20 protein-coding genes are annotated in these 22,431 nt (G+C 69.0%); 1 reads left to right on the forward strand and 19 read right to left on the reverse strand.

All coding sequences use genetic code 11. The features are described 5' to 3' along the window. Positions 1 to 22: 22 nt before the first annotated feature. From OEB96_RS28500 to OEB96_RS28575, 16 genes are all read right to left on the reverse strand, one after another. Positions 23 to 1,045, reverse strand: coding sequence for a CdaR family protein (locus OEB96_RS28500; RefSeq protein WP_266219922.1), 1,023 nt, complete (start codon positions 1,043 to 1,045; stop codon positions 23 to 25). After that, the gene (locus tag OEB96_RS28505) at positions 1,042 to 2,016 is read right to left on the reverse strand and encodes a diadenylate cyclase (protein WP_266219923.1); all 975 of its coding nucleotides are present in this window, start codon (positions 2,014 to 2,016) and stop codon (positions 1,042 to 1,044) included. Before OEB96_RS28505 ends, OEB96_RS28500 begins: the two co-directional genes overlap by 4 nt. Continuing rightward, positions 2,013 to 2,945 carry a dihydropteroate synthase gene (gene folP / locus OEB96_RS28510; RefSeq protein ID WP_266219924.1) on the reverse strand — a complete coding sequence of 311 codons (933 nt, stop codon included), beginning with the start codon at positions 2,943 to 2,945 and terminating at the stop codon, positions 2,013 to 2,015. Before folP ends, OEB96_RS28505 begins: the two co-directional genes overlap by 4 nt. A gap of 82 nt (positions 2,946 to 3,027) precedes the next feature. Beyond that, entirely contained in the window at positions 3,028 to 4,395 is a 1,368-nt protein-coding gene (locus OEB96_RS28515; RefSeq protein ID WP_266219925.1) for a sigma-54 interaction domain-containing protein, read from the reverse strand. A 154-nt stretch (positions 4,396 to 4,549) separates the two neighbouring features. Beyond that, positions 4,550 to 4,687, reverse strand: a complete 138-nt coding sequence (locus tag OEB96_RS28520) for a hypothetical protein (protein WP_266219926.1) — start codon at positions 4,685 to 4,687, stop codon at positions 4,550 to 4,552. Between the two features lie 511 nt (positions 4,688 to 5,198). Beyond that, positions 5,199 to 5,852: a hypothetical protein gene (locus OEB96_RS28525; RefSeq protein WP_266219927.1), complete on the reverse strand. Its 654-nt coding sequence runs from the start codon at positions 5,850 to 5,852 to the stop codon at positions 5,199 to 5,201. Continuing rightward, positions 5,849 to 6,328: a 3-hydroxyacyl-ACP dehydratase FabZ gene (fabZ, locus tag OEB96_RS28530; RefSeq protein WP_266219928.1), complete on the reverse strand. Its 480-nt coding sequence runs from the start codon at positions 6,326 to 6,328 to the stop codon at positions 5,849 to 5,851. Before fabZ ends, OEB96_RS28525 begins: the two co-directional genes overlap by 4 nt. 71 nt (positions 6,329 to 6,399) lie before the next feature. Further along, positions 6,400 to 6,963, reverse strand: coding sequence for an OmpH family outer membrane protein (locus OEB96_RS28535; RefSeq protein WP_266219929.1), 564 nt, complete (start codon positions 6,961 to 6,963; stop codon positions 6,400 to 6,402). Between the two features lie 8 nt (positions 6,964 to 6,971). Then, positions 6,972 to 7,514, reverse strand: a complete 543-nt coding sequence (locus OEB96_RS28540; protein ID WP_266219930.1) for an OmpH family outer membrane protein — start codon at positions 7,512 to 7,514, stop codon at positions 6,972 to 6,974. A gap of 243 nt (positions 7,515 to 7,757) precedes the next feature. Then, a complete protein-coding gene (gene bamA / locus OEB96_RS28545) occupies positions 7,758 to 10,421 on the reverse strand; it encodes an outer membrane protein assembly factor BamA (protein ID WP_266219931.1) in 2,664 nt (887 codons plus the stop codon). Continuing rightward, complete coding sequence (locus OEB96_RS28550; RefSeq protein WP_407674685.1) at positions 10,381 to 11,145, reverse strand: ABC transporter ATP-binding protein; 765 nt, start codon at positions 11,143 to 11,145, stop codon at positions 10,381 to 10,383. Before OEB96_RS28550 ends, bamA begins: the two co-directional genes overlap by 41 nt. 171 nt (positions 11,146 to 11,316) lie before the next feature. Then, on the reverse strand, positions 11,317 to 12,129 hold the full coding sequence (locus OEB96_RS28555) for a hypothetical protein (protein WP_266219932.1): 813 nt from the start codon (positions 12,127 to 12,129) through the stop codon (positions 11,317 to 11,319). 60 nt (positions 12,130 to 12,189) lie between these two features. Then, positions 12,190 to 14,226, reverse strand: a complete 2,037-nt coding sequence (locus OEB96_RS28560) for an FtsX-like permease family protein (RefSeq protein ID WP_266219933.1) — start codon at positions 14,224 to 14,226, stop codon at positions 12,190 to 12,192. 133 nt (positions 14,227 to 14,359) lie between these two features. Then, a protein-coding gene (gene prfB, locus OEB96_RS28565) for a peptide chain release factor 2 (protein ID WP_407674686.1) occupies positions 14,360 to 15,530 on the reverse strand; the annotation gives its coding sequence in 2 pieces (ribosomal slippage) (positions 14,360 to 15,427 and positions 15,429 to 15,530; 1,170 coding nt in all). Between the two features lie 3 nt (positions 15,531 to 15,533). Next, positions 15,534 to 16,964, reverse strand: coding sequence for an amidophosphoribosyltransferase (purF, locus tag OEB96_RS28570; RefSeq protein ID WP_266219934.1), 1,431 nt, complete (start codon positions 16,962 to 16,964; stop codon positions 15,534 to 15,536). A 93-nt stretch (positions 16,965 to 17,057) separates the two neighbouring features. Then, positions 17,058 to 17,417, reverse strand: a complete 360-nt coding sequence (locus tag OEB96_RS28575; protein WP_266219935.1) for a phage holin family protein — start codon at positions 17,415 to 17,417, stop codon at positions 17,058 to 17,060. Positions 17,418 to 17,517: 100 nt separating this feature from the next. Between OEB96_RS28575 and OEB96_RS28580 the strand changes: the two genes are divergently transcribed. After that, positions 17,518 to 17,976 (forward strand): hypothetical protein, encoded by a 459-nt coding sequence (locus OEB96_RS28580; RefSeq protein ID WP_266219936.1) that lies wholly within the window; start codon positions 17,518 to 17,520, stop codon positions 17,974 to 17,976. Here the strand turns inward: OEB96_RS28580 and OEB96_RS28585 are convergent. The 3 genes from OEB96_RS28585 to OEB96_RS28595 all read right to left on the reverse strand — a co-directional run bounded on the left by OEB96_RS28585 (position 17,951) and on the right by OEB96_RS28595 (position 22,356). Next, entirely contained in the window at positions 17,951 to 18,982 is a 1,032-nt protein-coding gene (locus OEB96_RS28585; RefSeq protein WP_266219937.1) for an Rpn family recombination-promoting nuclease/putative transposase, read from the reverse strand. The two genes, OEB96_RS28580 and OEB96_RS28585, sit on opposite strands and share 26 nt — an antisense overlap. A 16-nt stretch (positions 18,983 to 18,998) precedes the next feature. Continuing rightward, positions 18,999 to 19,973, reverse strand: a complete 975-nt coding sequence (locus OEB96_RS28590; RefSeq protein WP_266219938.1) for a phosphoribosylaminoimidazolesuccinocarboxamide synthase — start codon at positions 19,971 to 19,973, stop codon at positions 18,999 to 19,001. Between the two features lie 94 nt (positions 19,974 to 20,067). Beyond that, on the reverse strand, positions 20,068 to 22,356 hold the full coding sequence (locus OEB96_RS28595) for a protein kinase domain-containing protein (protein ID WP_266219939.1): 2,289 nt from the start codon (positions 22,354 to 22,356) through the stop codon (positions 20,068 to 20,070). Positions 22,357 to 22,431 lie beyond the last annotated feature (75 nt).

A 22,431-nucleotide genomic window follows, 5' to 3' on the forward strand; every position in this document is an offset into this window, starting at 1 on the left:
GCTGCGCGGGGCCGCGGGGGCGCTACGGGTCCGGCTGATCGAGCGTCGGAGGAGGGGGAGGTGGCGTCGGAAGCTCGATCCGCTCCGTCGCATGCTCGAACTCGAGTCGCTCCCGCAAGTCCTGCGGCACGCCTTCGGCCCAGCCAAAGCGCACCTCGACCACGCCCCCCCCGGCGCCCTCTCCCTCGACCTTGGTGACCGTGGTCTGCACCGGGATCGACCCCACGAGCCCGTCCAGCACCCGGAAGTCGGGCACCGGCCCCTGCAGCCGCACCTCGTACGTTCGCGGAATCACGCCGGTCGGATCGAGTCCCTGCGGCACCACCACGGGCACGACGATGCGGCGCGTCTCTTGCCGCGCGTTGATGATCGCCCGCACCGTGACCATGGGCTCTTGCACATCCGCGCCCACCAACACCACCCCCTCCGGAGGCACTTGCAGGGCCCGTCGCACCTCCACGTCGTGGTCGGCGCCCTCCAGATCGAGCGGCTCCGTGGACAGCGTCTCCACCTTGCGCACGAACGACTCCCCGCCCCGCACGCGCCATCGAGTGGGCGTGACCTCCACCCGCACCAGCTCGTAGTCGGGTGCAGGCACGCCTTCGACGACCGGCTCCACCACGATCTCCGGCTCCACCACCTCGTCGAAGCGGAGATCCACGTGGTCGTACTGGATCCCGGCCAGCACCACCCCCGAGGGCATCACGATCGCCGCGCGATCGACCTCCAGCGGCCCCGGTCCCGCGTCCTCGAGGTTCAGGGTCGCCACGCCGAAGTCGTAGTCCTGCAACCGATTGATCCGAGTCCAGGGGCCTCGCGCCTGCACCTGGATCGTCTCGGGCAGCTCGGTCAGCAGCACCCGGTCCGGATCCTCGACCACCTTGAGCGGCACCGTGAACACCCGCGTCACCTCGTCGCGCGTGGACACGAACATGATCGCCGCCAGCACCAGGGCGATCGCCTTGAGGCCCCAGTTGCGAAACAGCAGCTCGCCCACGATGCGCAGCGGCGACGGGCGCTCGCTCGCCGTGTCCGACGGACTCATGCCTTCTTCGCTCCCACCCGCACCCCGCTGGTCGACAGCGGCGTGGACTTGGTCGAGCGCTCGACCCGCCCGCTCCCCTCCCCGGGCTCGCCCGCCCGCAGGATCGCGCTGCGCTCGAGGTCGATGCGCGAGGCATCGGCCCGCGAGTCCCCCTGGCTCGGATCCAAGCGGCTCTCCCCCGTGCTCGACGACGCCCGCATCGCCTGCTTGGGAGCGGTGAGCCACGCGGTGATTCTCGCCTCGATCTCACTGACCCGCAGCGCCTCGGACATCTTGCCGTGCTGGACCAGGCGCAGCTCCCCGCGCTCCTCGCTCACCACCAGGGCCAACGCATCCGTCTCCTCGGTGCTCCCGATCGCGGCGCGGTGACGGGTACCAAAGCGAGGATCGAGATGCTGCTCGGTCAACGGGCAAATGATCCCCGCTCGCGCGATGCGAAAGTCCTGGACGAGGATCGCCCCGTCGTGCGCCGTGTTGACCGCGTGCGGGGCCGCCAGCGCCACCAGCGTCTCCGAGCGCAGCGGCGCGTCGATGACGGCCCCACGATGCGTTGCCACCGACAGGATGTCGATCTCGCCCTGCAGGATGACCAACGCTCCGACGCGCGCCCGCTTGAGCCGCTCGAGCCCCGCCACCAGCTCCCCCACGGCCGACTCCGCCGCCTCGCGTCGACCCGCCGGCAGCAGCCGCTGCCCCACGTAGAGCAGCGCACGCCGCAGCTCCTGCTGGAACACCACGATCACCACCAAGATCGCCGACTCGAACGCGTACCGCAAAAGGCTCGCCACCGCGATCAAGTCGAGAGCCTGGACCACCCACGCCAGCACGCCGAACGACGCAACCGCGACCAGGACCGGCACCGCGCGGGTCCCCTGCACCACCCGCAACAGCCCGTACGCGATGAGGAACAGCAGGCCGAAGTCCAGGCCGTCGCGCCACGTGAACGCCGAAATCATCTCGGCGGGGTTCAATGCAGCGCCTCCCGGGGAGCGCGCCCCTCGGCCAGGGTCTCGAAGGCGCGCCGAATCGAGCGAGCGACCACGAGCGCCTGCACCGTCTCCCCCACGTCGTGCACCCGCAGCACGCTCGCACCACGCTCCACCGCCACCAGGGCCGCCGCGAGGCTCCCAGCCAGCCGATCGCCGGTGAAGCCTCCGGTGATCGCAGCCAAGAAGCTCTTGCGGCTCGCCCCGATGAGCACCGGGCACCCGGTTGCCTGGCGCAGCCACCCCGAGGCGGCAACCAGCGCCGCGCTCTGCTCGGCCGTCTTGCCAAAGCCGATGCCAGGATCGACCACGATTCGCGGGCGCTCCACGCCACCGGCAACCGCCGCGTCGACGCGCGCCGCCAGCTCATCGGTCACCTCACGCAGCACGTGGGCGAACTGGATCTCGCGCTGCATCGTGCGTGGCTCTCCCCGCAGGTGCCCGATGACGAGACCCGCTCCCTCGCGCGCCACCAGCTCGATCATCCCGGGGTCGGCCAGACCGCTCACGTCGTTGACGATGCTCGCCCCCGCCTTCAATGCCGCCTCGGCCACCGAAGCGCGCCGCGTATCGATGCTGATCGGCACGTCATCGAACGCAGGATCGCTGCGCAGGGCTTCGAGCAACGTCACCACCCGAACGCGCTCCTCCTTGGGATCCACCGCTGGTGCACCGGGTCGGGTCGACTCGCCTCCAACGTCGAGGATGTCGGCTCCGTGCGCCACGCAGCGTCGAGCGTGCTCCAGCGCGGCATCGACACGCGTCGTCAGCCCGTCGTGCAGGCGCCCCCCATCGAAGAAAGAGTCCGGCGTGGCGTTGATGATCGCCATCACCTGCGGATGCCGTAGCCCGATCACTCCACGCGCGTGTACCCACGCGCCCGGGAGGAAGCTCGGCACGTCACCGTCCGTCATCGCGCCCCATGGTAGCTCCGCCCCACCGAGCGCTCATATTGCGCACTTGGCGCACGCGCTCGACCGCCCAGGCGACGACCGCCTAGTCCGCCCCCGAGGGGGAACCCGAGCGGCGCGACGCGCTACTGCGGCCGAACTGCTTGGCCTCGATGCCATAGCGGCGCAGCAGTTTGTGCAGATACTTGCGATCCATGTCGGCCTCGCGCGCCGCCCTCGAGATGTTGCCCTCGGCTCGCTGCAGCAACCACTGCAAGTAGGCCTCCTCGAACAGCTCGATGGCCCGCTCCTTCTGCTCCCGGAACGTGAGCGTGGGATCGAACTCGACGGGGTCGCCGGGTCCGCTGCTCCGCCGACCCGTGGCGATGAGATCGATGACACCGTCCGGCGACAAATAGGCGCTGCGCTCGACCACGTTGCGCAGTTCCCGGACGTTGCCCGGCCACTCGTAGCCAACCAGGCGTGCCATCGCCTCCGGGCCCGGTGCCTTCCACATTCCCGGCGGCAGCCGGCGCGAGAAGTGCTCGATGAGCACGGGGATGTCCTCGCGACGCTCGCGTAGGGGGGGCAGCACCGGATTGACGACCGCCAGCCGAAAGTACAGGTCCTCGCGGAAGTCACCCGACTCCACCTGATCGCGGAGCTGCCGGTCGGTCGCCGCAATCACGCGGATGTCGACGGTGAGTTCCTCGGTTCCCCCGACCCGCCGCAAGCGATGGTTCTCGATCACCCGCAGCAGCTTGGGCTGCAGATCCTTGGGAAGCTCTCCGATCTCGTCGAGGAACACCGTGCCGCCATCGGCGAGCTCGAACGCCCCAGGTCGAGTCTCACCGCCCTCCTCGCGGCCAAACAGCTCGCCTTCGATGAGCTCGGGAGCCACGGCCCCGCAGTCGACCACGACGAACGGCCCAGTGGCGCGCGCCGAGGCCTGGTGTACGGCTCGCGCCACCAGATCCTTGCCCGTTCCCGTCTCGCCCTCGAGCAGGATGGTCACCTCCGTGGGGGCCACGCGCTCGAGGACCCCGAAGATCTTCCGCATCGCCAGGCTGCGTCCGAGCACCTCGCCAAAGCGCTCCTGATCGCTTGGCAGGATCTCGGCCCGCGCATCACGAGGCAGGAAGCGCAGCTGAACCTTGCCGACGCCGAGCACGTCGCCTGGCTTGAGGAACGCGTCGGTGATGCGCGCGTTGCCGATGAAGCTACCGTTGGTCGAGCCCCGATCGATCACGCGATAGGTGTCCCCTTCGCGCTTGATCTCCACGTGCTGTCGACTCACCGACTCGTCGGGCAGCACCACGTCGCACTGGCGGGACTTGCCGATCACCACGCGATCGGTCTGCACCTCGATTTCTCGACCGCGTAGCTCGCCGCTCAGTACCTGCAGTCGATACCCCTGGTGCCGAACTTGGAGCGCCTCGGGTTGAACCTGCGTGGAGTCACCAACGTCGTGCACGCCCTCACGCTACCAGCGCTCGCGCGGCCTCAAAAGGAGGCATCGAAAACGTGGGGCCGGGACGCCCACGCAAAGAGAGGGACGCCCACGGGGCGTCCCTCTCTCGCGGAGTCCCGGGCGGAACCCGGGATGAAGCTGGCCGGTCGAACCGGCGCTAGATGTAGAAATCGACGACCACGGCTCCGCGCCGGGCCTGCTCCCCAGACTCGACTTCGGGGCTGGGCTTGGCGCGCTCGAACGCAGGCTCGTGCAGCGGAAGCTCGAGGCGGGGAGCCTCGACGGGTCGCGGCACGCGATGACGATGGGTCGGACGCTCGGTGATCCAGTTCGCTGGCATACGTGGTCCTCGTGAGTGGCTTGGACGCAACGCGATGGCCTCGACTTCGACCCGAGTCGCCGAGCCGGCGACTCGACGACCGAGCTCGAGCCCGTTGGGGGTGCCCGCACGAATGGTTGAATTTTCGGCGATGCCCCCCACGAAGTCGACTTTTTGCCCAAGTGAAGACCCGGACTCTGGGTCCTCCGCTTGCCGCAAAATGCCGCTGCGCGCCGTCACCACTGAGATCAGAGTACCGCCGCTGTTCTCTCGCGCAAGGAGCCTCACATTTCACATCACCGCACCTGTGTGTCACTCCCATGCATGTGAGCGCCGGTCCCAAGGCCACACACAGGTCGAAGGGCGGGGCGCGCATCCCCATGTCGCGGAATTGGCAACGACACGACGTCGACTACGCCGCGGGACATCGCGCAAAGCACGCTCCATCGATGGGGCCTCGGTCACCTCGCCGAGATCACTGCGGGTTTCAGAACTCGACGACCACCCAGTGGTCGCCTTCGCGCTCCAAGCGGGCCACGTGCCCCTGCCCCATGTCCAGCGCCGCCTCGTCCGCATCGGCCAAGATCGGATCCGCAAGATGACTCGCCAACCGGTCGCGAGCCGCGCGGAGCGCCTCCCCCTGCTCGCCTTCGGTCCAGGCCCGACGGAGATCTTCCTCCGACAGCCCAAGCCGATAACGCCGGGGCGCGAGCCGCAAGAGCACGTCCCAGCGCTCTGCGCGGGTCGCTCGCACCAATGCCCCAAGCGCCTGCCGGGGGGTCCGCTGCGCATATCCGTCGGTAGGATCCTCGCCAAAGCGCCAGCCGTCGGCGGTCCACACCACGCGCACCGGGTGATCGGGGCCAAGGAAGACCACCGCTTCGGGGATGACCTCGAGCGGCTCGTCGAGCGCCTTGACCCAGCTCCGTCGGGCGGTCCCGGTCAACATCGAGTCCACATCGACGTGCCCCCGCGCCCCCATGACGACGAACTCGCGGATCGCCTCCGCGTCACTGCGGGACACGGCCCGTGACAGATCGCGCGACGCCACGCGCAGCGTACGCCCCTGACGGGGCACTCCGCAGCCGAAGCAAACCATCGTCGCGATCGCCCAGGCGACCAGCGTGCCCCGACGACTCATGTCCGGTCCTGCTCCTCGTCCTTGGGCCCGTTGCTCTTGGGCTCGATGACGGCGGTGATGGTGGCGCTGCTCTTGATCTGCGACCCCACCCGGATCTCGCCCTCGAACTTGCCGACCCTTCCCAGGCGCAGCGCCTTGACGCGGATCTCGAGCCGCTCGCCGGGAACCACGGGGGCGCGAAAGCGGGCCTTCTCGATGCCCAGGAACAAGCAGTGGTGGTGCTCCTGATCGAAGTGGCCCACGAGGTGGGCGAGCACCACGGCTGCCTGTGCCATCGCCTCGACCTGCACCACGCCGGGCATGATGGGGTTGCCCGGGAAGTGGCCCTGGAGGATGGGATCGCTCATCGAGACCATCTTGATGGCCACGATGGAGGGTCCTCCTTCCGCCGCTTCGTCGACGGATTCCACCCGATCGATGAACAGGAACGGGTAGCGATGCGGCAGGATGCGTTGGACCTGGACGGCGTCGAGCATGGCTGGAGACGGCGGCCGAGCATATCAGCCACCGTCTCGACGATCACGCGGGGACTTCCGATGGCCAGCCCCTACTTGGGGTGCTTGGCGTCGTATCGCTTCACGACCTCGGCGGTGATGTCCAGGCCGTCCTTGGCGTAGATGACGGTCATCGGATCACGCACCAGCACCAAGTCGAGGCCCATCTCCTTGGCGAGGTCGGCGACGATGGTCTGCGCGTTGGCGTACATCGTCTCGAGCAGCTTGTTGTGCTGATCGCCGAGTTCCTGTTCGAGCGCCATGAGCATGTTCTGCAGCTCGATCGACTCGCGCTGCAGCTTCTCCTGGGCAACGGCGAGTTCTTGCCCGCTGAGGCTGCCCAGCTTGGCGGCCTCGGCCTCGAGCGCGCTGCGCTTCTTGTCGAACTTTGCTTGCTTGGTCTTGCTGCTCTTCTCGAGCTTGGCCCGGGCCGCCTTGCCGGCCTTGGTCTCGTTGATCACGCGCTGCATGTCGACCATCGCGAGCTTCTTGACCTTGGGGACCTCGGCCGCGGCGGAGCTCGGGCCGAGCCCGGCGGCGAGGCCGGCCGACAGCGGCGCCCCCACGAGCATGAGCCCGGCCAGGAGGGTGCGGAGAGAACGGTGGGTCTTGTCCATCGGGGCGCTCACTTGTGCTGCTTGTCGTAGCGAACGATGACGCGGTTGGTCAGATCGAGCTTGGGGTCGGCCCAGAGCACGGTCATCTCGGAGCGGACGAGCACGACCTGGATCTTCTCCTCCAGGGCGATCTGCTCCACGATGTCCGCCACACGGGTGTAGATCTGCTCGGTGAGGAGGGCTTCCTTCTCCATCACCTCCTGCTGCAGCTCCATGCCGAGCTGCTCGAGCTCGGCCTGGCTGCGCATCAGCTCCTCCTGGCGCTTCATCAGCTCGGCCTGGGAGAGCATGGGCGCCTTGGCCTGCAGATCGGTCAGCCGCTTCTGCAGATCCTTGGCCTTGCGATCGATGCGGGCCTGGCCCTTGGCGAAGGTATCCTCGAGATCCTTCTTGGCGCGCTTGCCCTCCTTGGTCTCCATGATGCATCGCTGCACCTCGACGATGGCGATGCGCTCGAGCACGGGGACCTCGGCGGCCGCCGCCTCGATGACGGGTGACGCAACGGTCAGCAAGGCGGCGGCGGCAAGGGTGAGGCGAAGCATGCGGGGCATGACGGCGGGAACCTTATCGGCGGCCCTTGGGGGCGGCAAGCGTCGCCCTCAGACGTTGGGCCCCCGAAAGCATTCAGGGCCCCACGTTCGACGTGCGCAGGGTCGCATTCCAACGAGGGCCCGGGTCACGGCTTGCACCACGGAGGCCTGGCTCCAGGCCGTCGCGCCGGCATCGCACCGTGAAGGGGCACCGCCTTCCGAGCGGCCCAGCCGCGCCCCGCCGTCCTGACCCCGCGGGTGGGGCTAGAACGAGTTGCCGATCGAGAACTCGAAGACGATCGGATCTTCGCCTCGTCGCAGGTCGGTGGCGCGCTGGCGATCGAGCGGAATGCCCCACTCGAAGCGCAGCGGTCCGATCGGCGACTGCCAGCGGAACCCGAAGCCCACCGAGTATCTCAGGTTTCGCAGGGCCCAGATTCGCTCGCGACCGCCGATCTCGGCCGGGCAGGGATCGGCCTTGGGCAACAGCTCCGGGTTGGCCTCGGCACAGTAGAGGGGCTCGGTGTTGAACGCGTTGCCCATGTCGAAGAACACGACGCCCTTGATGTTGGCGGGCGGGATCATCATGAACTCGAGCTCGGCATTGAGCGAGGTGAGCAGGTTGCCGCCGATGCCATAGGGGAACAGGGTGGCGGTGGGATCCGGGGAGCTGGCCACCAGGATCCGCGGGCCGAGCGAGCGCAGCGGGAAGCCGCGGATCTGGCCGTCGCCGTAGATGCCGCCCGGGAAGTAGCGCTCGAAGATCGGCACGCCCTGGTCGAGGTTGTTGTGGATGAAGCCGATCTGCAGGCGGGTCTTGAACACGAGCCAGGCCCGGAATGCCTGCTTGCTCTTGATCACCGGGAAGTAGAACCGCGAGTCGAGCAGGTAGCGGTTGTACTCGTTCTGCGAGCCGAGGTAGCGGCTGGCGAACTCGGTGTTGAGCTGGTGGTACATCCCCTGCGTGGGGAACAGGAAGTTGTCGCGCGTGTCGTACACCAGCCGCGCGGTGACGGCCGAGGTCAGGCCGTTGGAGAACAGGTTGTTGATGAGGGCCTGCTGCGGGATCGACACCAGCGAGCCGGGCGAGAACACGCCCGCCACGCTGCCCGGCAGCCCGAAACCCACGGTGACGTACTCGAGGTTGTAGCCGAGGAACGCCGTCAGGTTGCGAACGATGGGGTAGCCCCAGCTGACCCGAAAGCCGGTGGACTCACGGGAGAAGCTCGGGAAGATGTTCTGCGAGTTGAAGACGTTGAGGACGAAGTTCCACTTGCTGTCGAGGAAGTAGCGCGTGAAGTACGAGACGTTGAACAGACGGCGCAGGCTCGACCACTGCACGACCACCGACACGGTGGATCCCCGGCCCAGGAAGTTGTCGTAGTTGACCTGGCCCTGCAGCACGAAGTTCTCGATGGTCGAGAAGCCGGCGCCGATCTGGAAGGTGCCGGTGAGCTGCTCGGTGACCTCGACGTTGAGCACCACCTTGTCCTCGGCGGAGCCGCGCGAGGTGGACACGTCGACGTTGGAGAAGTAGCCCAGGCGCAACACCCGGAACTGTGACTCCTCCTTGCCGGTCTCGGAGTAGAGGTCGCCCTCGGACAGCAGGAGCTCGCGGCGGATGACCTTGTCGGCCGTCTTCTCGTTGCCCGAGATCTCGATGCGCTCGATGTAGACCAGCGGGCCCTTCTGGACCTCGAGGGTGGCGAACAGCTCGAGCGTCTCCTTGTCCTGCCGGGCATTGTTGATGACGTTGACGTTGGCGTAGCCGGCGTCCTTGTAGCGCAGCTCGATGTCCTCGCGGATCTGCTGGACCTTGCCCAGCGAGGCGACATCGCCCTGCTTGAGGACGGGGGTGATGGACTCGGCGAGGACCTCCTCGGAGAACAGCTCTTCCTCGCCGGGCGCGAGGATCTCGCGTGCTCGGAGCTCGCCGATGGTGTACTGCGGGCCCTCGTCGATGGGGATGGTGAGGTAGACGAAGCGACGGTCGGGCGACAGCGAGAGCTCGGGGTCCTTGGGGCTGGCATCGAGATAGCCGCGATCGCCGTAGAACGAGCGGATGAACTGGTAGTCGGTCTGGAACGCGTCGCGGTTGAACACGCCGCCCGCCCGCTTGGGGAACGCGACGGACAGATAGCCCCCGACCCGGGTGCCGATGTTGCGGCGCAGCTCGCGGTCGGTGAAGGCGGTGTTGCCCACGAAGTCGATGCCGCGCACGATGACCTCGGTGGACTCGCTGATGACGATGGCGAGATCGATCTTGCCGGGCTCGTCGGGGACTTGCCGCAGCTCGTAGGACACGTCGGCGAGGAACAGGCCCGAGTCGGTGTAGAGGACCTTGACCTTCTCGACGTTGTCCTTGACCTTGCCGAGGTCGAGCACCTCGTTCTTCTCGAGGTCGAGCACCTCGTTGATGTCGTCGAGCTTGACCTTGTCGTTGCCCTCCACGACGATCTTGCGGATGGTCGGGCGCTCGGTGACGACGTAGGTGAGCAGCACGCCGCGCGAGGTGAGCTCGCCCTCGACCCGCACGTCCTCGAAGTAGCCCAGGCTCCACAGGCGACGCAGGTCGGAGGCGAGCTTGCCGCGGGTAGCCAGCTCGCCGACCGAGCTGTCGAGCTCGAGGAGCATGGCTTCGGACTCGACGCGGCGGTTGCCCTCGAAGCGGATCTCGACGATGGGCTGGCCGTAGATCTCGCCGGGGACCTCGGCGAGCACGAGCAGCGGCCGCAGCTGCAGGCCGTGCGCGACGAGGGAGGGCCCGGCGGCGGAGGCAGCGGGAGCGGCACGGCCAAGCGAGGGCCACACGAGCACGAGCAGGCCACAGAGCGCGGCGCACAGCCCCCACGGGAGCCAGGCGCCCGACGGTCCGCGAGTGCGCGCGCTAGGGAGCAGCCGCAGCATCGGCCTCGCGGGCGCGCGCATCGTCCTCCCTGGCTCGATCCCCCGTGGTGTCTCCGATGAGGTGCCCGTCGGCCATGCGGATGACCCGCGGGAAGCGGTGCGCCAGGTCGAGGTTGTGGGTGACCACCAGCATGGTGATTCCGTGCTCCTCGTTGAGCCGGAACATCAGCGCGTGGACTTCCTCGCTGGTGCGCGTGTCGAGGTTGCCGGTGGGCTCGTCGGCGAGCAGGAGCTTGGGGCGCATGACGAGCGCACGGGCGATGGCGACCCGCTGCTGCTCGCCGCCGGACAGCTCGCCGGGACGGTGGCGCAGGCGATGCGACATGCCGACGGCCTCGAGCATGGCCTCGGCGCGCGCGCGCGCCTCTCGCTGGGGAACGCGACCGATCATGGCCGGCATCATCACGTTCTCGACCGCCGAGAACTCGGGCAAGAGGTGGTGGAACTGGAACACGAAGCCGATCGACTCGTTGCGAAACCGCGCGAGCTGCGGGGGAGGCAGCTGCACGATGTCGACGCCGTCGAACAGGATCTCGCCGTCGGTGGGGAGGTCGAGCGTGCCCAGGCAGTGCAGCAGGGTGGACTTGCCGGCCCCGGAGGCGCCGATGATGGCGACCATCTCGCCGCGGTGCAGGACCAAGTCGATGCCTTCGAGGACCCGCAGCGAGCGGGCCCCTTGCACGAACTCCTTGGTCATCTCCCGCACCTGCACGAGGACGGGCGCCGATTCGGCGGGCTGGCCCATGGGCGGCAGACCCTAGAATGGGCCGCGCGGGGGTGTCAACGCGATGCGCGGGGGCCTGTGACGTGCGGCAGGCCCGGGATGATCCGGGCTCGGGGCAAGGGATCGGGAGGGCCGAGCCATCCCTCCGCCCTTGCCAAGGTGGGCCCCTACCCCCTCGGGGTGGTCATCGGGTCAGTTGCGGCAGCACAGTACGCCGCCGGACTCGGGGCCCCCCTTCACCACGAAGTCGGCCTCCAGGAGGCTCGAGGGGCCGCAATCCCACGGAGCCGGTAGTGCGTTGCAGAGGTTTTGACTGTCGCGGTTCAGCGGAGCGCAGCCGTTGAGCATGTCCCAGCCGATGTCGCCGCAGCCGAACACGTCGTCGACCCCGGCGGAGCAAGTGTGCCCGCCCATGCTCGACTGGCCGGTGGCGAAGAACGCATTCCCAAAGGTCTCGGTGTTGCAATTGGCGACGCCGGCCGCCATCACCTCGAAGCGATCCGCGCACACGTGCCAGCCCTCGCTGCACAGATCCTCCACCGAGCACCCGGCGCCCGCGGGCAAGGGGCCGTCGTCACCGCCGGCGCGACCGCAGGCGGGCACGTTGGCGTACATGCCGGGCACCATCCACCCGCCGGCACACGCAGCGATGTCGGGGTAGGCGACCTCGTCCACGAAGGCCTCGCGCTCACCGTCGGCGCAGCCGTTGACCGGGACGGGGCCGGTGCTCTCGCTGCTGCTGCTCTCGCCGGGGCCGCTGCTGCTGCCGCTGGTACCGGTGCCGTCGAGCACGCCGGAGGTGCTGCTGCTGCCGCTGCCGGTGGCCGATCCGGTGCCGGCGGTGGTGTCGAGCGAGCCCGTGGTCGATTCGGCGGGAGTGCCGGAACTCGACGAACTGCCGGAGGTGGATCCGGTCTCGCCGCCGTGGGAGACCTCCTTGGCCGGTTCGTTGCAAGCGAGCAGCAGGAGCACGCTCGCGAGGAAGGAGGCGGGACGTGAACGCATCACGCCCGCCATGGTGACCCGCCCGACGCCCCGTGTCGACGTGGGTGGTCTCGGTCCGCCTCAGTCCGCCTGGCGCAGGCCGTCGACCGGACGTAGGCGTGAGGCGACCAGTGCCGGGTAGAGGCTGGAGAAGCACACGATGATCAGCGCGGCCACGCCGACCAGGGCCACCTCGACCGGGTTGACGACGACGGGGAGCTTCTCGATGTAGTAGACGTTCTCGTTGAGCGGCAGGCCGAAGCGATCGAGCGCCCAGCAAAGGCCCAGGCCCATCGCGATTCCGCCGAAGCTGCCCAGGATCCCCACGCACAGCCCTTCGGCGATGAACACCCGCAGGATGCCGGCGTCGCGGGTGCCCATGGCCTTGAGAATGGCGATCTCCTTGGCCTTCTCCATCACGCTCATGAGGTTGCTGGCCAGGATCCCGAACGAGGCGACGAGCACCACGAACAAGAGCGCGATGAACATGGCGACCTTCTCGAGGAACATGGCCGAGAACAGGTTGCGGTTGAGGTCGCGCCAGTCCTCGACGATGATCTCGTCGTCGCGCCCCTGCGCGGAGACGACGGCCGACACGGCGGCCTTGCCGGCATCGACGGCCTCGATGTCGTGGAGCTTGATCTCGATGCCGGTCACGCGGTCGCCGACGAGCAGGAACTTCTGCACGGTGCGCAGCGGGGCGTAGACGTTCTTGCGGTCGTACTCGTACATGCCCGAGAAGAACACGGCCGCGACCTTGGTCCACAGCTGCCCGGGAATGCGACCGGCAGGGGTCAAGCGACCCACGGGGGTGATGAGCTGGACCTGTGCACCCACGCCCACCGAGAGTTCCATCGAGAGCTCCCGCCCCACGAGCACGGGCTCGAGCACGACGTCGGCATCGTCGACCAAGGAGCCGAGCTCGTCCTTGGGCTCGCGGGGCTCGTCCCGAGGCGGAGAGGACTCGCCCTCGCCGCCGTCGTCCGCCTCGTCGCCACCGTCGGGGGCCGGCGGGAGCACGCCCTCTTGGCGTAGCTTGGGGATCTCCACCTCGGGATCCTCCCAGCCATCGGCCGCCCACTCGTCCTCTTGGTCGTCGTTGGCGGCATCGTCGGAGGCACCGTCGTCGGAGGGGGGTGGCGGTGGGAGCACGCCCTCGTCGCGCAGCTTGGGGATCTCCACCGCGGGATCCTCCCAGCCTCCGTCGTCGCCGGTGTCTTCGGACGGACCGAGCAGGAGGGGATCCTTTCCCAGTCGGGGCAACGCCCCCAACGGATCGCCCTTGGGAAGCTTGCCGGCCGGGCTCTCGCCCTTGGCTCCGGCCTCGTCGGACTTGCCCTCGGACTTGCCGGGCTTGCCCTTGATGCCCTCGAGGTGTCGCAGCCGCCATGGTTTGTCGTCGATCACGGCGAGCGGATCGGGATCGGGGATCGCGGCGGGATCGTCGAGATAGGCGTAGTCGCCCTCGCGGACCAGCGAGGGCAGGTTGGTCACGGTGGTGTGCCGGTCGGGCAGGATCCCGGTGAGGATGGCGCCCTGCCGGTTCAGGCCGCTGCGCACCATGATCTCACCCTCGAGGTAGGGGCTGGCCCCCGCGACCTCGGGCACCTGCGCGATGGCATCGGCCAGCGGCAGGTAGTCGGGGAACGGGCGGCCGTCGGCTCGCGACACGCGAATGTGGGCCTTTTGGTTGAGGATCTTGTCGCGAAGGTCGCCCTCGAGCCCGCTCATGAGGCTGAGCACCACCACCAGCGCCATGCAGCCCAAGAGCACGGACATGGTGATGATGGTGGGCAGCAGGTTGAAGAAGAACGACAAGAGCCCGAACACCAGCGCCATCAAGCCGATGACGAGGGTGAGGCCTCCGAACGCCCCGTAGTACTGCTGCAAGGGGGTGGGCCCCATGTCGGTGCCGGGGACCTCGTAGCCGCCGCCCATCACCTCGGGGCCCACGCCCACGTCGAGGGTGCTGGCGTACCAGGCCATGCCGCCGCCCACGAGCATCAAGTAGATGGCCCCGATGATGAGCGGCATGACCCACACGGGGCGCTCGTCACCCATCCGCAGGTGTCGCCAGGCGATGATCCAGTCGAGGCGGGTGAACAGCCAGGCGCTCATCGTGGGGTCCCTCTCGGGGCAGTCCGCGTACGGCCTGCCCCCCTCCGGGGGGCAAGCTGGTTGCGTGCTCGCTCGACATCGGGTGCGGGGGGCATGTCGGGTGTGGGGGGCATGGCTACTGCGGGGGGCATGGCTAGTCGTCCTCGGCCGTGGGCGCGCCCTCCTTGCCCTGGGCGAGGAGGTAGGCCTCGACGAACGCCTGGAGGTCGCCGTCGAGGACGGCGCTGACGTTGCTGACCTTGAGCGCGGTACGGTGGTCGTTGACCTGCTGATAGGGGTGCAGCACGTAGGAGCGGATCTGCGAGCCCCACTCGATGCTCTTCTTCTCGCCCTGCAGGGCGTCGAGCTTGGCCTGGCGCTTCTGCTCCTCGAGAGTCCACAGGCGGGCCTTGAGCATGCGCATGGCCTTGTCGCGGTTCTTGTGCTGCGAGCGCTCGGCCTGGCATGCGACCACGATCCCGGTGGGAAGGTGGGTCAGCCGTACGGCGGAGTCGGTCTTGTTGACGTGCTGCCCGCCCTTGCCGGAGGCGCGATAGGTGTCCTCGCGGAGGTCGACGTCGCGGATCTCGATCTCCACGTCGTCGTCGTCGAGATCGGGCATGACCATCACGCTGACGAAGCTGGTCTGACGCCGGGCCTGGGCATCGAACGGGGAGATCCGCACGAGGCGATGGACTCCGATCTCCGCGCGGAGGTAGCCGTAGGCGTACTCGCCATCGATCGACAGCTCGGCGCTGCGGATCCCGGCCTGCTCGGCCTCCTGCACGTCGAGGATCTGGACGCGAAAGCCCATGCGCTCGCCGTAGCGGTGGTACATGCGCAGGAGCATGTCGGCCCAGTCCTGCGAGTCGACCCCGCCGGCCCCGGCGTTGATGCTGACGATGGCCCCGAGCGCGTCGTGAGGACCGGCGAGCATGCGGCGGAACTCGAGCCGGGCCACCAGATCTTCGGCGTGCTCGAGCTGGGTCCAGGCCTCGCGCACGCTGTCGTCGTCACCCTCCTCGCGGGCGAGCTCGTAGAGATCGCGGCCGTCCTCGTAGACCTTGGTGGCGTCGTCGATGGTCTCGATCAGCTTCTTGATCGTGGACTGCTCGCGCACGACGTCCTGGGCGCGCTCGGCATTGCTCCAGAACTCGGGATCGGCGGTCTGGGCGTCGAGTTCCTCGAGCTTCTCGCGCTTGGCTTCGTAGTCAAAGATGCCTCCGCAGCTCGCCGATGCGCGCGTCGAGGTCGGAGATCCGAAGGGCGACCTTGGCGTGCTCGGGCAACGCGGTGAGGGAGGCGGTGATGGGCGCTTGGGGCATGATCTAGACCTCGATGAGCCGGAGCTGACGGGGGGACGGCTCGCGGGCGATGGGAACGGGATAGTCCCCGGTGAAGCAGGCGTCGCAGAAGCTCTTGTGGTCGTCGGCGCCGACGGCCCGGCGCAGCCCGGGTGCGCTGAGGTAGCCGAGCGAGTCGGCCTCGATGGCGCTGCAGATCTGCTCGACCGACTGGGTGGAGGCGGCGAGTTCGGCCCGCGTGGGCGTGTCGATGCCATAGAAGCACGAGCCATTGACGGGGGGCGACGAGATCCGCACGTGGACCTCGCGAGCACCGGCATGCCGAATGAGTCGCACGATCTTGCGCGAGGTGGTGCCGCGCACGAGCGAATCGTCGACCACCACCACACGCTTGTCTCGCAGCAGGTGCGGCACCGCGTTGAGCTTGAGCCGCACGCCGAAGTGACGGATGGAGTCGGAGGGCTCGATGAAGGTGCGGCCCACGTAGTGGTTGCGAATGAGCCCCATCTCGAACGGGATCCCGCTGTGCCGCGCGTAGCCGAGCGCGGCCACGACCCCGGAGTCGGGCACGGGGACGACGGCGTCGGCGGGCACGGGGTGCTCTTGCGCGAGCTGCTCGCCCATGGCGATGCGTGCCTCGTAGACCGACGCGCCGTCGAGCAACGAGTCGGGACGCGCGAAGTAGACGTGCTCGAACACGCACAGCCGACGTGGCGCACGAGGCAGGCGATGCGAGGTCAGGCCGTGCTCGTCGATGACGAGCAGCTCGCCGGGCTCGATGTCTCGCACCCGCTGGGCCTCGAGCAGGTCGAAGGCGGCGGTCTCGGAGGCGACGACCCAGCCGCCCGCGCGGGGGTTGGCGGCCAGGCCAGCGGGGCCGGTGGGATCGCCGTAGCCCGACAGCCGCCCGAGCACGAGCGGCCGAAAGCCATGGGGGTCGCGAACGGCGATGAGCTTGTCCTCGGTGGTGAGGACCAGGCTGTAGGCGCCGCGCACCTGGCCGAGGGCGTCGACGAGCTGGGCCACGAAGTCGTCGGCCCGGCTGCGGGCCATGAGCTGGAGGATGACCTCGGTGTCGCTGTGCGAGGAGAAGATGGCGCCCTGCTCCTCGAGCTTGGCGCGCAGCTCGGCCTCGTCGACGAGGTTGCCGTTGTGGGCGACGGCGATGCTGCCCAGGCGGCTCTGGGCCCACAGCGGCTGGATGTTCTTGACCAGGGAGCCACCCGAGGTGGTGTAGCGAACGTGGCCGATGGCGATGTCACCGGGGAGCTGGGCCAGCGCGTCGCGCGTGAAGATCTTGCGGACCTGCCCCATGGCTCGCACGGCGTGGAGGATGCCACGATCGTTGCTGACCACGCCGGCCGACTCCTGGCCGCGGTGCTGGAGCGCATGCAGCCCGAGGTAGCTGAGGTTGGCCGCCTCGGGGTGTCGCCAGATGCCGAAGACGCCGCACATGGGTGGGTCCGCCGAAAAACGCCATGGTGCTAGCACACTTCGAGGCAGGTCGGGGCGAGCGCGACCGAGTGGTGCCCGAGCGTCGGGGACCGCTCAGAGGAGCAGCCTGGCGATGGTCTGCAGCGCCGTGAGCGCAACAGCCGCCCACAGCACGCTACGGGTGCGCTCGAACTCCAGGCCGTCGACGATGCGGGCGGTCAGCCCCAGCAGGATGGCGTTGACGAACGCCTGCACCGCGAACACGCCGAAGGGCCCGGTGAGCACGATGGGCAGCAGGAACACCAGAGTGAGCAGGGCCACGAGCAGCTTGCCGAGCACGACCGACAAGATCCCGCAGACCAGGCCGGCCCGCAGGGCGCTGCCGGTGCCCTTGATCCGAACGCCGCGGATCATCGCGGGGAGCAGCAGGAGGCCGAGGGCAAAGCCGAGGACGGAGGCGACGAACGAACCCATGGGAGTTCCCTTGATGGAGATGGTTGGCCGGGTGCCGTGAGCCAGGGCTGATGACGTGCGCCTTGCACCGACCCCCGAGCTTCGAACACTCTAGCGCACGATGAGCAAGCGCCTGCCACCCATCCTGGGATTGGGCCTTGGAATTGCGTTGGCGGCCGGCCTGGGGGGCTGCCGGACGATCAAGGCGGATGCACCGGTCGAGGGGGCGGCCGAGGCCTGCTGCACCCACGCCGATTTCGAGCTGAAGAACTTCGAGGGCTGCCGGATCCCGGGGCGCCACTGCGGCGGCGAGGAGAAGTTCTGGATGCGTGGCAACGTGGTGTGCGGGCCCGTGGACGCGGCGCAGTGCGAGGGCGGGCGCTGCTGCTCGTATCGGCCGATCTATGATCCGAGCCTCGGACAGTCGGTCTCACCCGAGGATGCCGCCGCGACCCAGCCGGACGCGCCCGCGTCGAGCGAGCCGGCCGAGCCGGCACCGACGCCTCCTCCTCCGGCCGAGCCGAGCGCGCCGGCCACGAGCGAGCCGGCCGAGCTCAGCCCTGACGCCCCGTCTCCCTGACAGCGGCGCCCGGCACCATCGACGAGCCCAACGACTCGAAGACGTCGTCGATCGCCTCTGCCGTCAGAACTCGCTCGACGTAGCCGTCCAACTGCTCGGCGGTCGCCCCGGCAATCCGCGCCTCGTGCTTGGGGGTCAAGCGCTTGAACTTGAGCACCAGCAGCTTGGTCAGCATGGTGCGCTGTCCCTTCACTTCACCTTCTCGGAGCATCTGCTCGGAGACCTCTTGGCGAATCTGCTCGGCGATGGTCATGGCGGCTTGCTCGGCCTCGGGGGCTTGCTCCCGGATCTTGGCACGAAACGCCTCCAGGCGCAGTTCGTCGCTGACCAGGGCGATGTAGCGCACCAGCTGCGCCAGTGCGGCCACACCATGGGGCGTGCAGGCGGCCTCGGCGAACGCGGCGCCCCAGTGGCCGAGGTTGTTCAGCAGCTGCGTGGCGTCTCGAGCGTCGCGCAAGACCCACAGCGCCAGGGTGGGGAACGTTGCCAGCGCTCTCGCCTTGATGTCCTCGTTGGATAGGTGGGCGAGATCCTCGACCATGAGCGTGAAGCTCGGCACGAACTGCGCGAGGCCGGCGATGCTCGCTGGGGCAGGGGCGAACATGTCGTGAAAACTACGCGGCGCCGTCCAGCCGCCAGGGGCATGGCTGACGAGCGCCGGGATGATCGGTGGCAGCGGGTCGCCCTCGTGTACTTTGCGGAAGCGTTCCCAGATCCGTGCGAGGTAGGTGAGCATCCGCAGCGGCATGTCGGGGTCGTTGGTGCTCTGGTGCTCGAGCAGCAGGTAGAGGAACGCGCGACCGCCTCGGAGATCGACGGAGAACAGCAGGTCGCTGTGTCGACCTGCGAGTTCGGGGTCGATGAACGAGCCCGGCTCGCAGGCTACGGTGTCCCACGCGATGGCCTCGACGACGGTGGCAGGGAGCATGCTGCGGAACAAGCCGGCGGCGTGCTCGGGGTTTTCGAACGCCGCCTTGAATAGGGCGTCGTGCGGCGTTCTGGTCATCGGGGCCACCTCCGTCTCACAATCCCAGGTTCTCCCGCAGCCGCGGAAGCGGTGGTCGTAGATCCGGCTCGAAGGACTCTCCGGTGACCTGCTCGAAGGCCTCGATGTATCGCCGCGCGGCCTCGAGGCGCACCTCGTCCGTCAGCGCAGGCGGCGGGCCGTCGCCAGCAAAGCCCTGCGAGACGAGCCACCGCCGCACGTACTCCTTGTCGAGCGAGCGCGGATCCTCGCCCGCGGCCATCGCAGCCTCGTAGCCCTCGGCGTACCAATAGCGCGAGCTGTCGGGCGTGTGGATCTCGTCGATGAGCACCACCGTGCCGTCGGAGGCACGCCCCAGCTCGTACTTGGTGTCGACGAGGATGAGCCCACGCTCGGCTGCGAGGCGCTGCCCGAAGGCGAACAGCTCGAGGGCCCGGGCCTCGAGCCGCTCGAACTCCGCGGGCTCGATGAGACCGCGGACGAACAGCTCGTCCTTGCTCACGCTGACGTCGTGCTCGCCCTTGGGCGCCTTGGTGGAGGGCGTGACGACATTGCTCGGCAGGCGCTGGTGCTTGCGCAGGCCGTCGGGGAGCGCATGCCCGCAGAACACCCGATCCCCGCGCTCGTAGGCCCGCCAGATGCTGGTGGAGGACACGCCGGTCAGGTAGCCACGCACGACCATCTCGATCGGGATCGGCTCGCACTCGACCACGCGCATGGCCTGTGGATCGCAGACCTCCCGCAGGTGATTGGGGAACCGGCTCGCGGTCTGCCGAAACCAGTACGCCGCGAGCTGGTTCAGCACCTGCCCCTTGAACGGGATCGTGCCCAGCACGCGGTCGAACGCGGAGATCCGATCGGTGACCACGATGGTCCGCACCCCGTCGCGGGTGAAGTTCTCGCGGACCTTGCCGCTGTAGCGCCCGCCGAGGGCATCGAACTCGGCGGGCAGGACGTCGAGGGCGCCCCCGGGGGCAAGGGCAGCACGGAGCGTGGCGTCGGCGACCGGCATGGCCGCGGAGGGTACACCGCCCATGCCGGGCGGGCTGCGCCTCGAGGTGAGCGAGCCGAGACGACCCAAGCAAGCGTCGTCAGCCCGACGAAAGTCAGGGCGCCAACTCGGCGTCGCTCTCGCCCGGATCCCCGCCCGATCCCCCCGCCACGTCGGTACAGCAGCGAAAGCCCACCACGGGGTTCTTGCTCTTGGCCTTGAGCTTTTGGCGGCTCTGACAGCCCGTGCCGGGGTCGGAGCGAATGCTGCCCCCCATCACCGCACCGTTGGCCGTCCACTCGGCCACGTTGCCGACGAGGTCGAGGACGCCCTCGGGGGTGATGCAGTGGGGATCGGCGCCCGCCTTGCCGGGCGTGCCCGACTCCTGGCCGACCCGACAGCGGTCGGCCTCGCGCTGCGGACCGTAGGGGAAGCTCCAGCCCGCCCGTCCCCGACACGCGCGACTCCACTGGGCCTCGGTGCACAGGGCATGACCACGCACCTCGCAGGCTTGCTTGGCGTGCGCGAGGTCGACGTCGATGGCGGGATCACGATCGACGCCCGGGTACTCCGCACGATCGATGCAAAAGGGCTCGGACTCGGCCTCGATCGCCACCATGCCGTTGGGGCAGCGCTCTGGCCCGTCCGGTGCTGGCGCGTCGGCTACCTCCGGTGGCTCGGCGGGGTCGACGGGATCGGTGGGCCCAGACGGCGAGCCCCACAGGCGCGCGAAGCCGCCACGCGCCGAGGCGGCGGCGAGGGTGCTGCCCACCGCGACGAGACCACAGAGCACGGCCACGATCGTCACCATGAGCCACCCGGGCGGACCGTGGGGGCCGGGCGTCCGGGGCACGCGGAACGGCTCGCGAGCCTGGGCGCGCGCGGGCGAGGAATCGGCGGCTTCGTCGGGGGGCGGCAGCTCGTCGGGAGGCGGCAGCTCGTCCTCGTCGCCGGGAGGAAGCTCGGGCAAGAGGATCCCGATGTCGGGCGAGGTCTCCTTGTCGGGTGGCGCGACGTCCTCGACGTCGCCGAGCAGCGCGTCCAACCCACCACTGGACGGGCGGACGGCCCCTCGAGATGGCCCGGACGGGGGACGGGAAGGCGGCCGAGACGGTGGATGGGCAGGCCCGGAAGGCGGCGCATCACCGAGCGGAGTTCCGTCCGGCGGGGTCTCGTCGTCGTTGATGCTCGCGGTGGGAGCCCCGGTGACGGCGCGGTGAGGCGGGGTCCGATCGGGTGGGCGTGGTCGCGGGGTGGCACCGGCGAGGACCAAGCGCTTGCGCACTCCGTGCTCGCGCTCCTCGTAGGGCATGCGATCCTGGAACAGGCCCCCTACCCCACCGTCGGCGGCCCGATGCCCCGCCGGGCGCAACCAGGCCGATGCGCTGCGTCGCGGGTCTCGTCCGCCCACGAGGATCTGCGCCTTGGCCACGAAGGGCTGCGCCCGCGAGGAATCCTCGCTCGAGGTGGCCCCACCGATGACGCCACTGGCGACGACACCACTGGACTGACCGGGGCCCCGAACCTCGCCGAGGTAGCGCTGGGTGAGCTCGCGCAGGGCCCGGTCGCCTCCGGTGGCGCGCTCGGGCTCCTCGAGCTCGGTGTTGGGATCGACGTCGGCCAGCGAGCGCTGCAGCAGCTCGAGCAGGTGTACGCCGTCGCTCGGCCGCAGCCCGGGATCGGGCGCGAGGGCCTGGCGCACCACGCCGAGCAACAGCCCAAAGCGCCCTGGATCGACGTCGCCTTCCATCAGGGCGGAGACGGCGTCCGAGCCCAGCTCGCCGCTGGCCACCGATGCGATCACCGCCCCCCAGGCAAACACGTCGATGGAGGGCGACAGCGGAGCTCCCGAGAGCACCTCGGGCGCGACCACGTCGCCGCCGAGACTCCGCATGCGGGGGCCGATCACGGTGGGATCGCACTGGCCTGCGATGCCGTACTCCCACAGCATCGGCGTGCCCTCCCACATGAGCACGCTCCCGGGGGTGAGCGCACCGTGGACGAGGCCGTGGCGATGCAGGTAGGCCAGACCACGAGCGATCTCGACGGCCGCCCGGGCCAGCACGCGACGGCTCCCCCCGCGCTCGACGAGGGCGGCGAGGGGCTCGGCGCCGGGCAGCTGCTCGTAGCCGACGACGCAGTAGTCCTCCTCGCGGTCGACGAGCACCACCCGCACCAGCGACGGGTGCCGCAAGCTGGTCAGCGCGTTGGCGCCCGCCATGAACGACGACAGCTCGACCTCGGTCGGCATGAACATGCCGTCGATGACCGTCAGCCACAGCGACTCGTCGCGCGAGATGTCGCGCGCCATGAACACGGGCTGGAACACCTGGGCGCCGACCGAAGCGGGCGCCAGGCGCTCGAGGACGATTTCGCCACAGATGGTTTCGCCGGGTGTCGGCAAGGCGCCTCGGAAGGTGCACCCACAATGGGGCTGCGTCGGCCCGATTGTACCGGTCCCGCGCCCACCGCGCCAAGG

Source organism: Paraliomyxa miuraensis (genome assembly GCF_026337845.1).
Classification (GTDB): Bacteria; Myxococcota_A; Polyangia; order Nannocystales; family Nannocystaceae; genus Paraliomyxa; species Paraliomyxa miuraensis.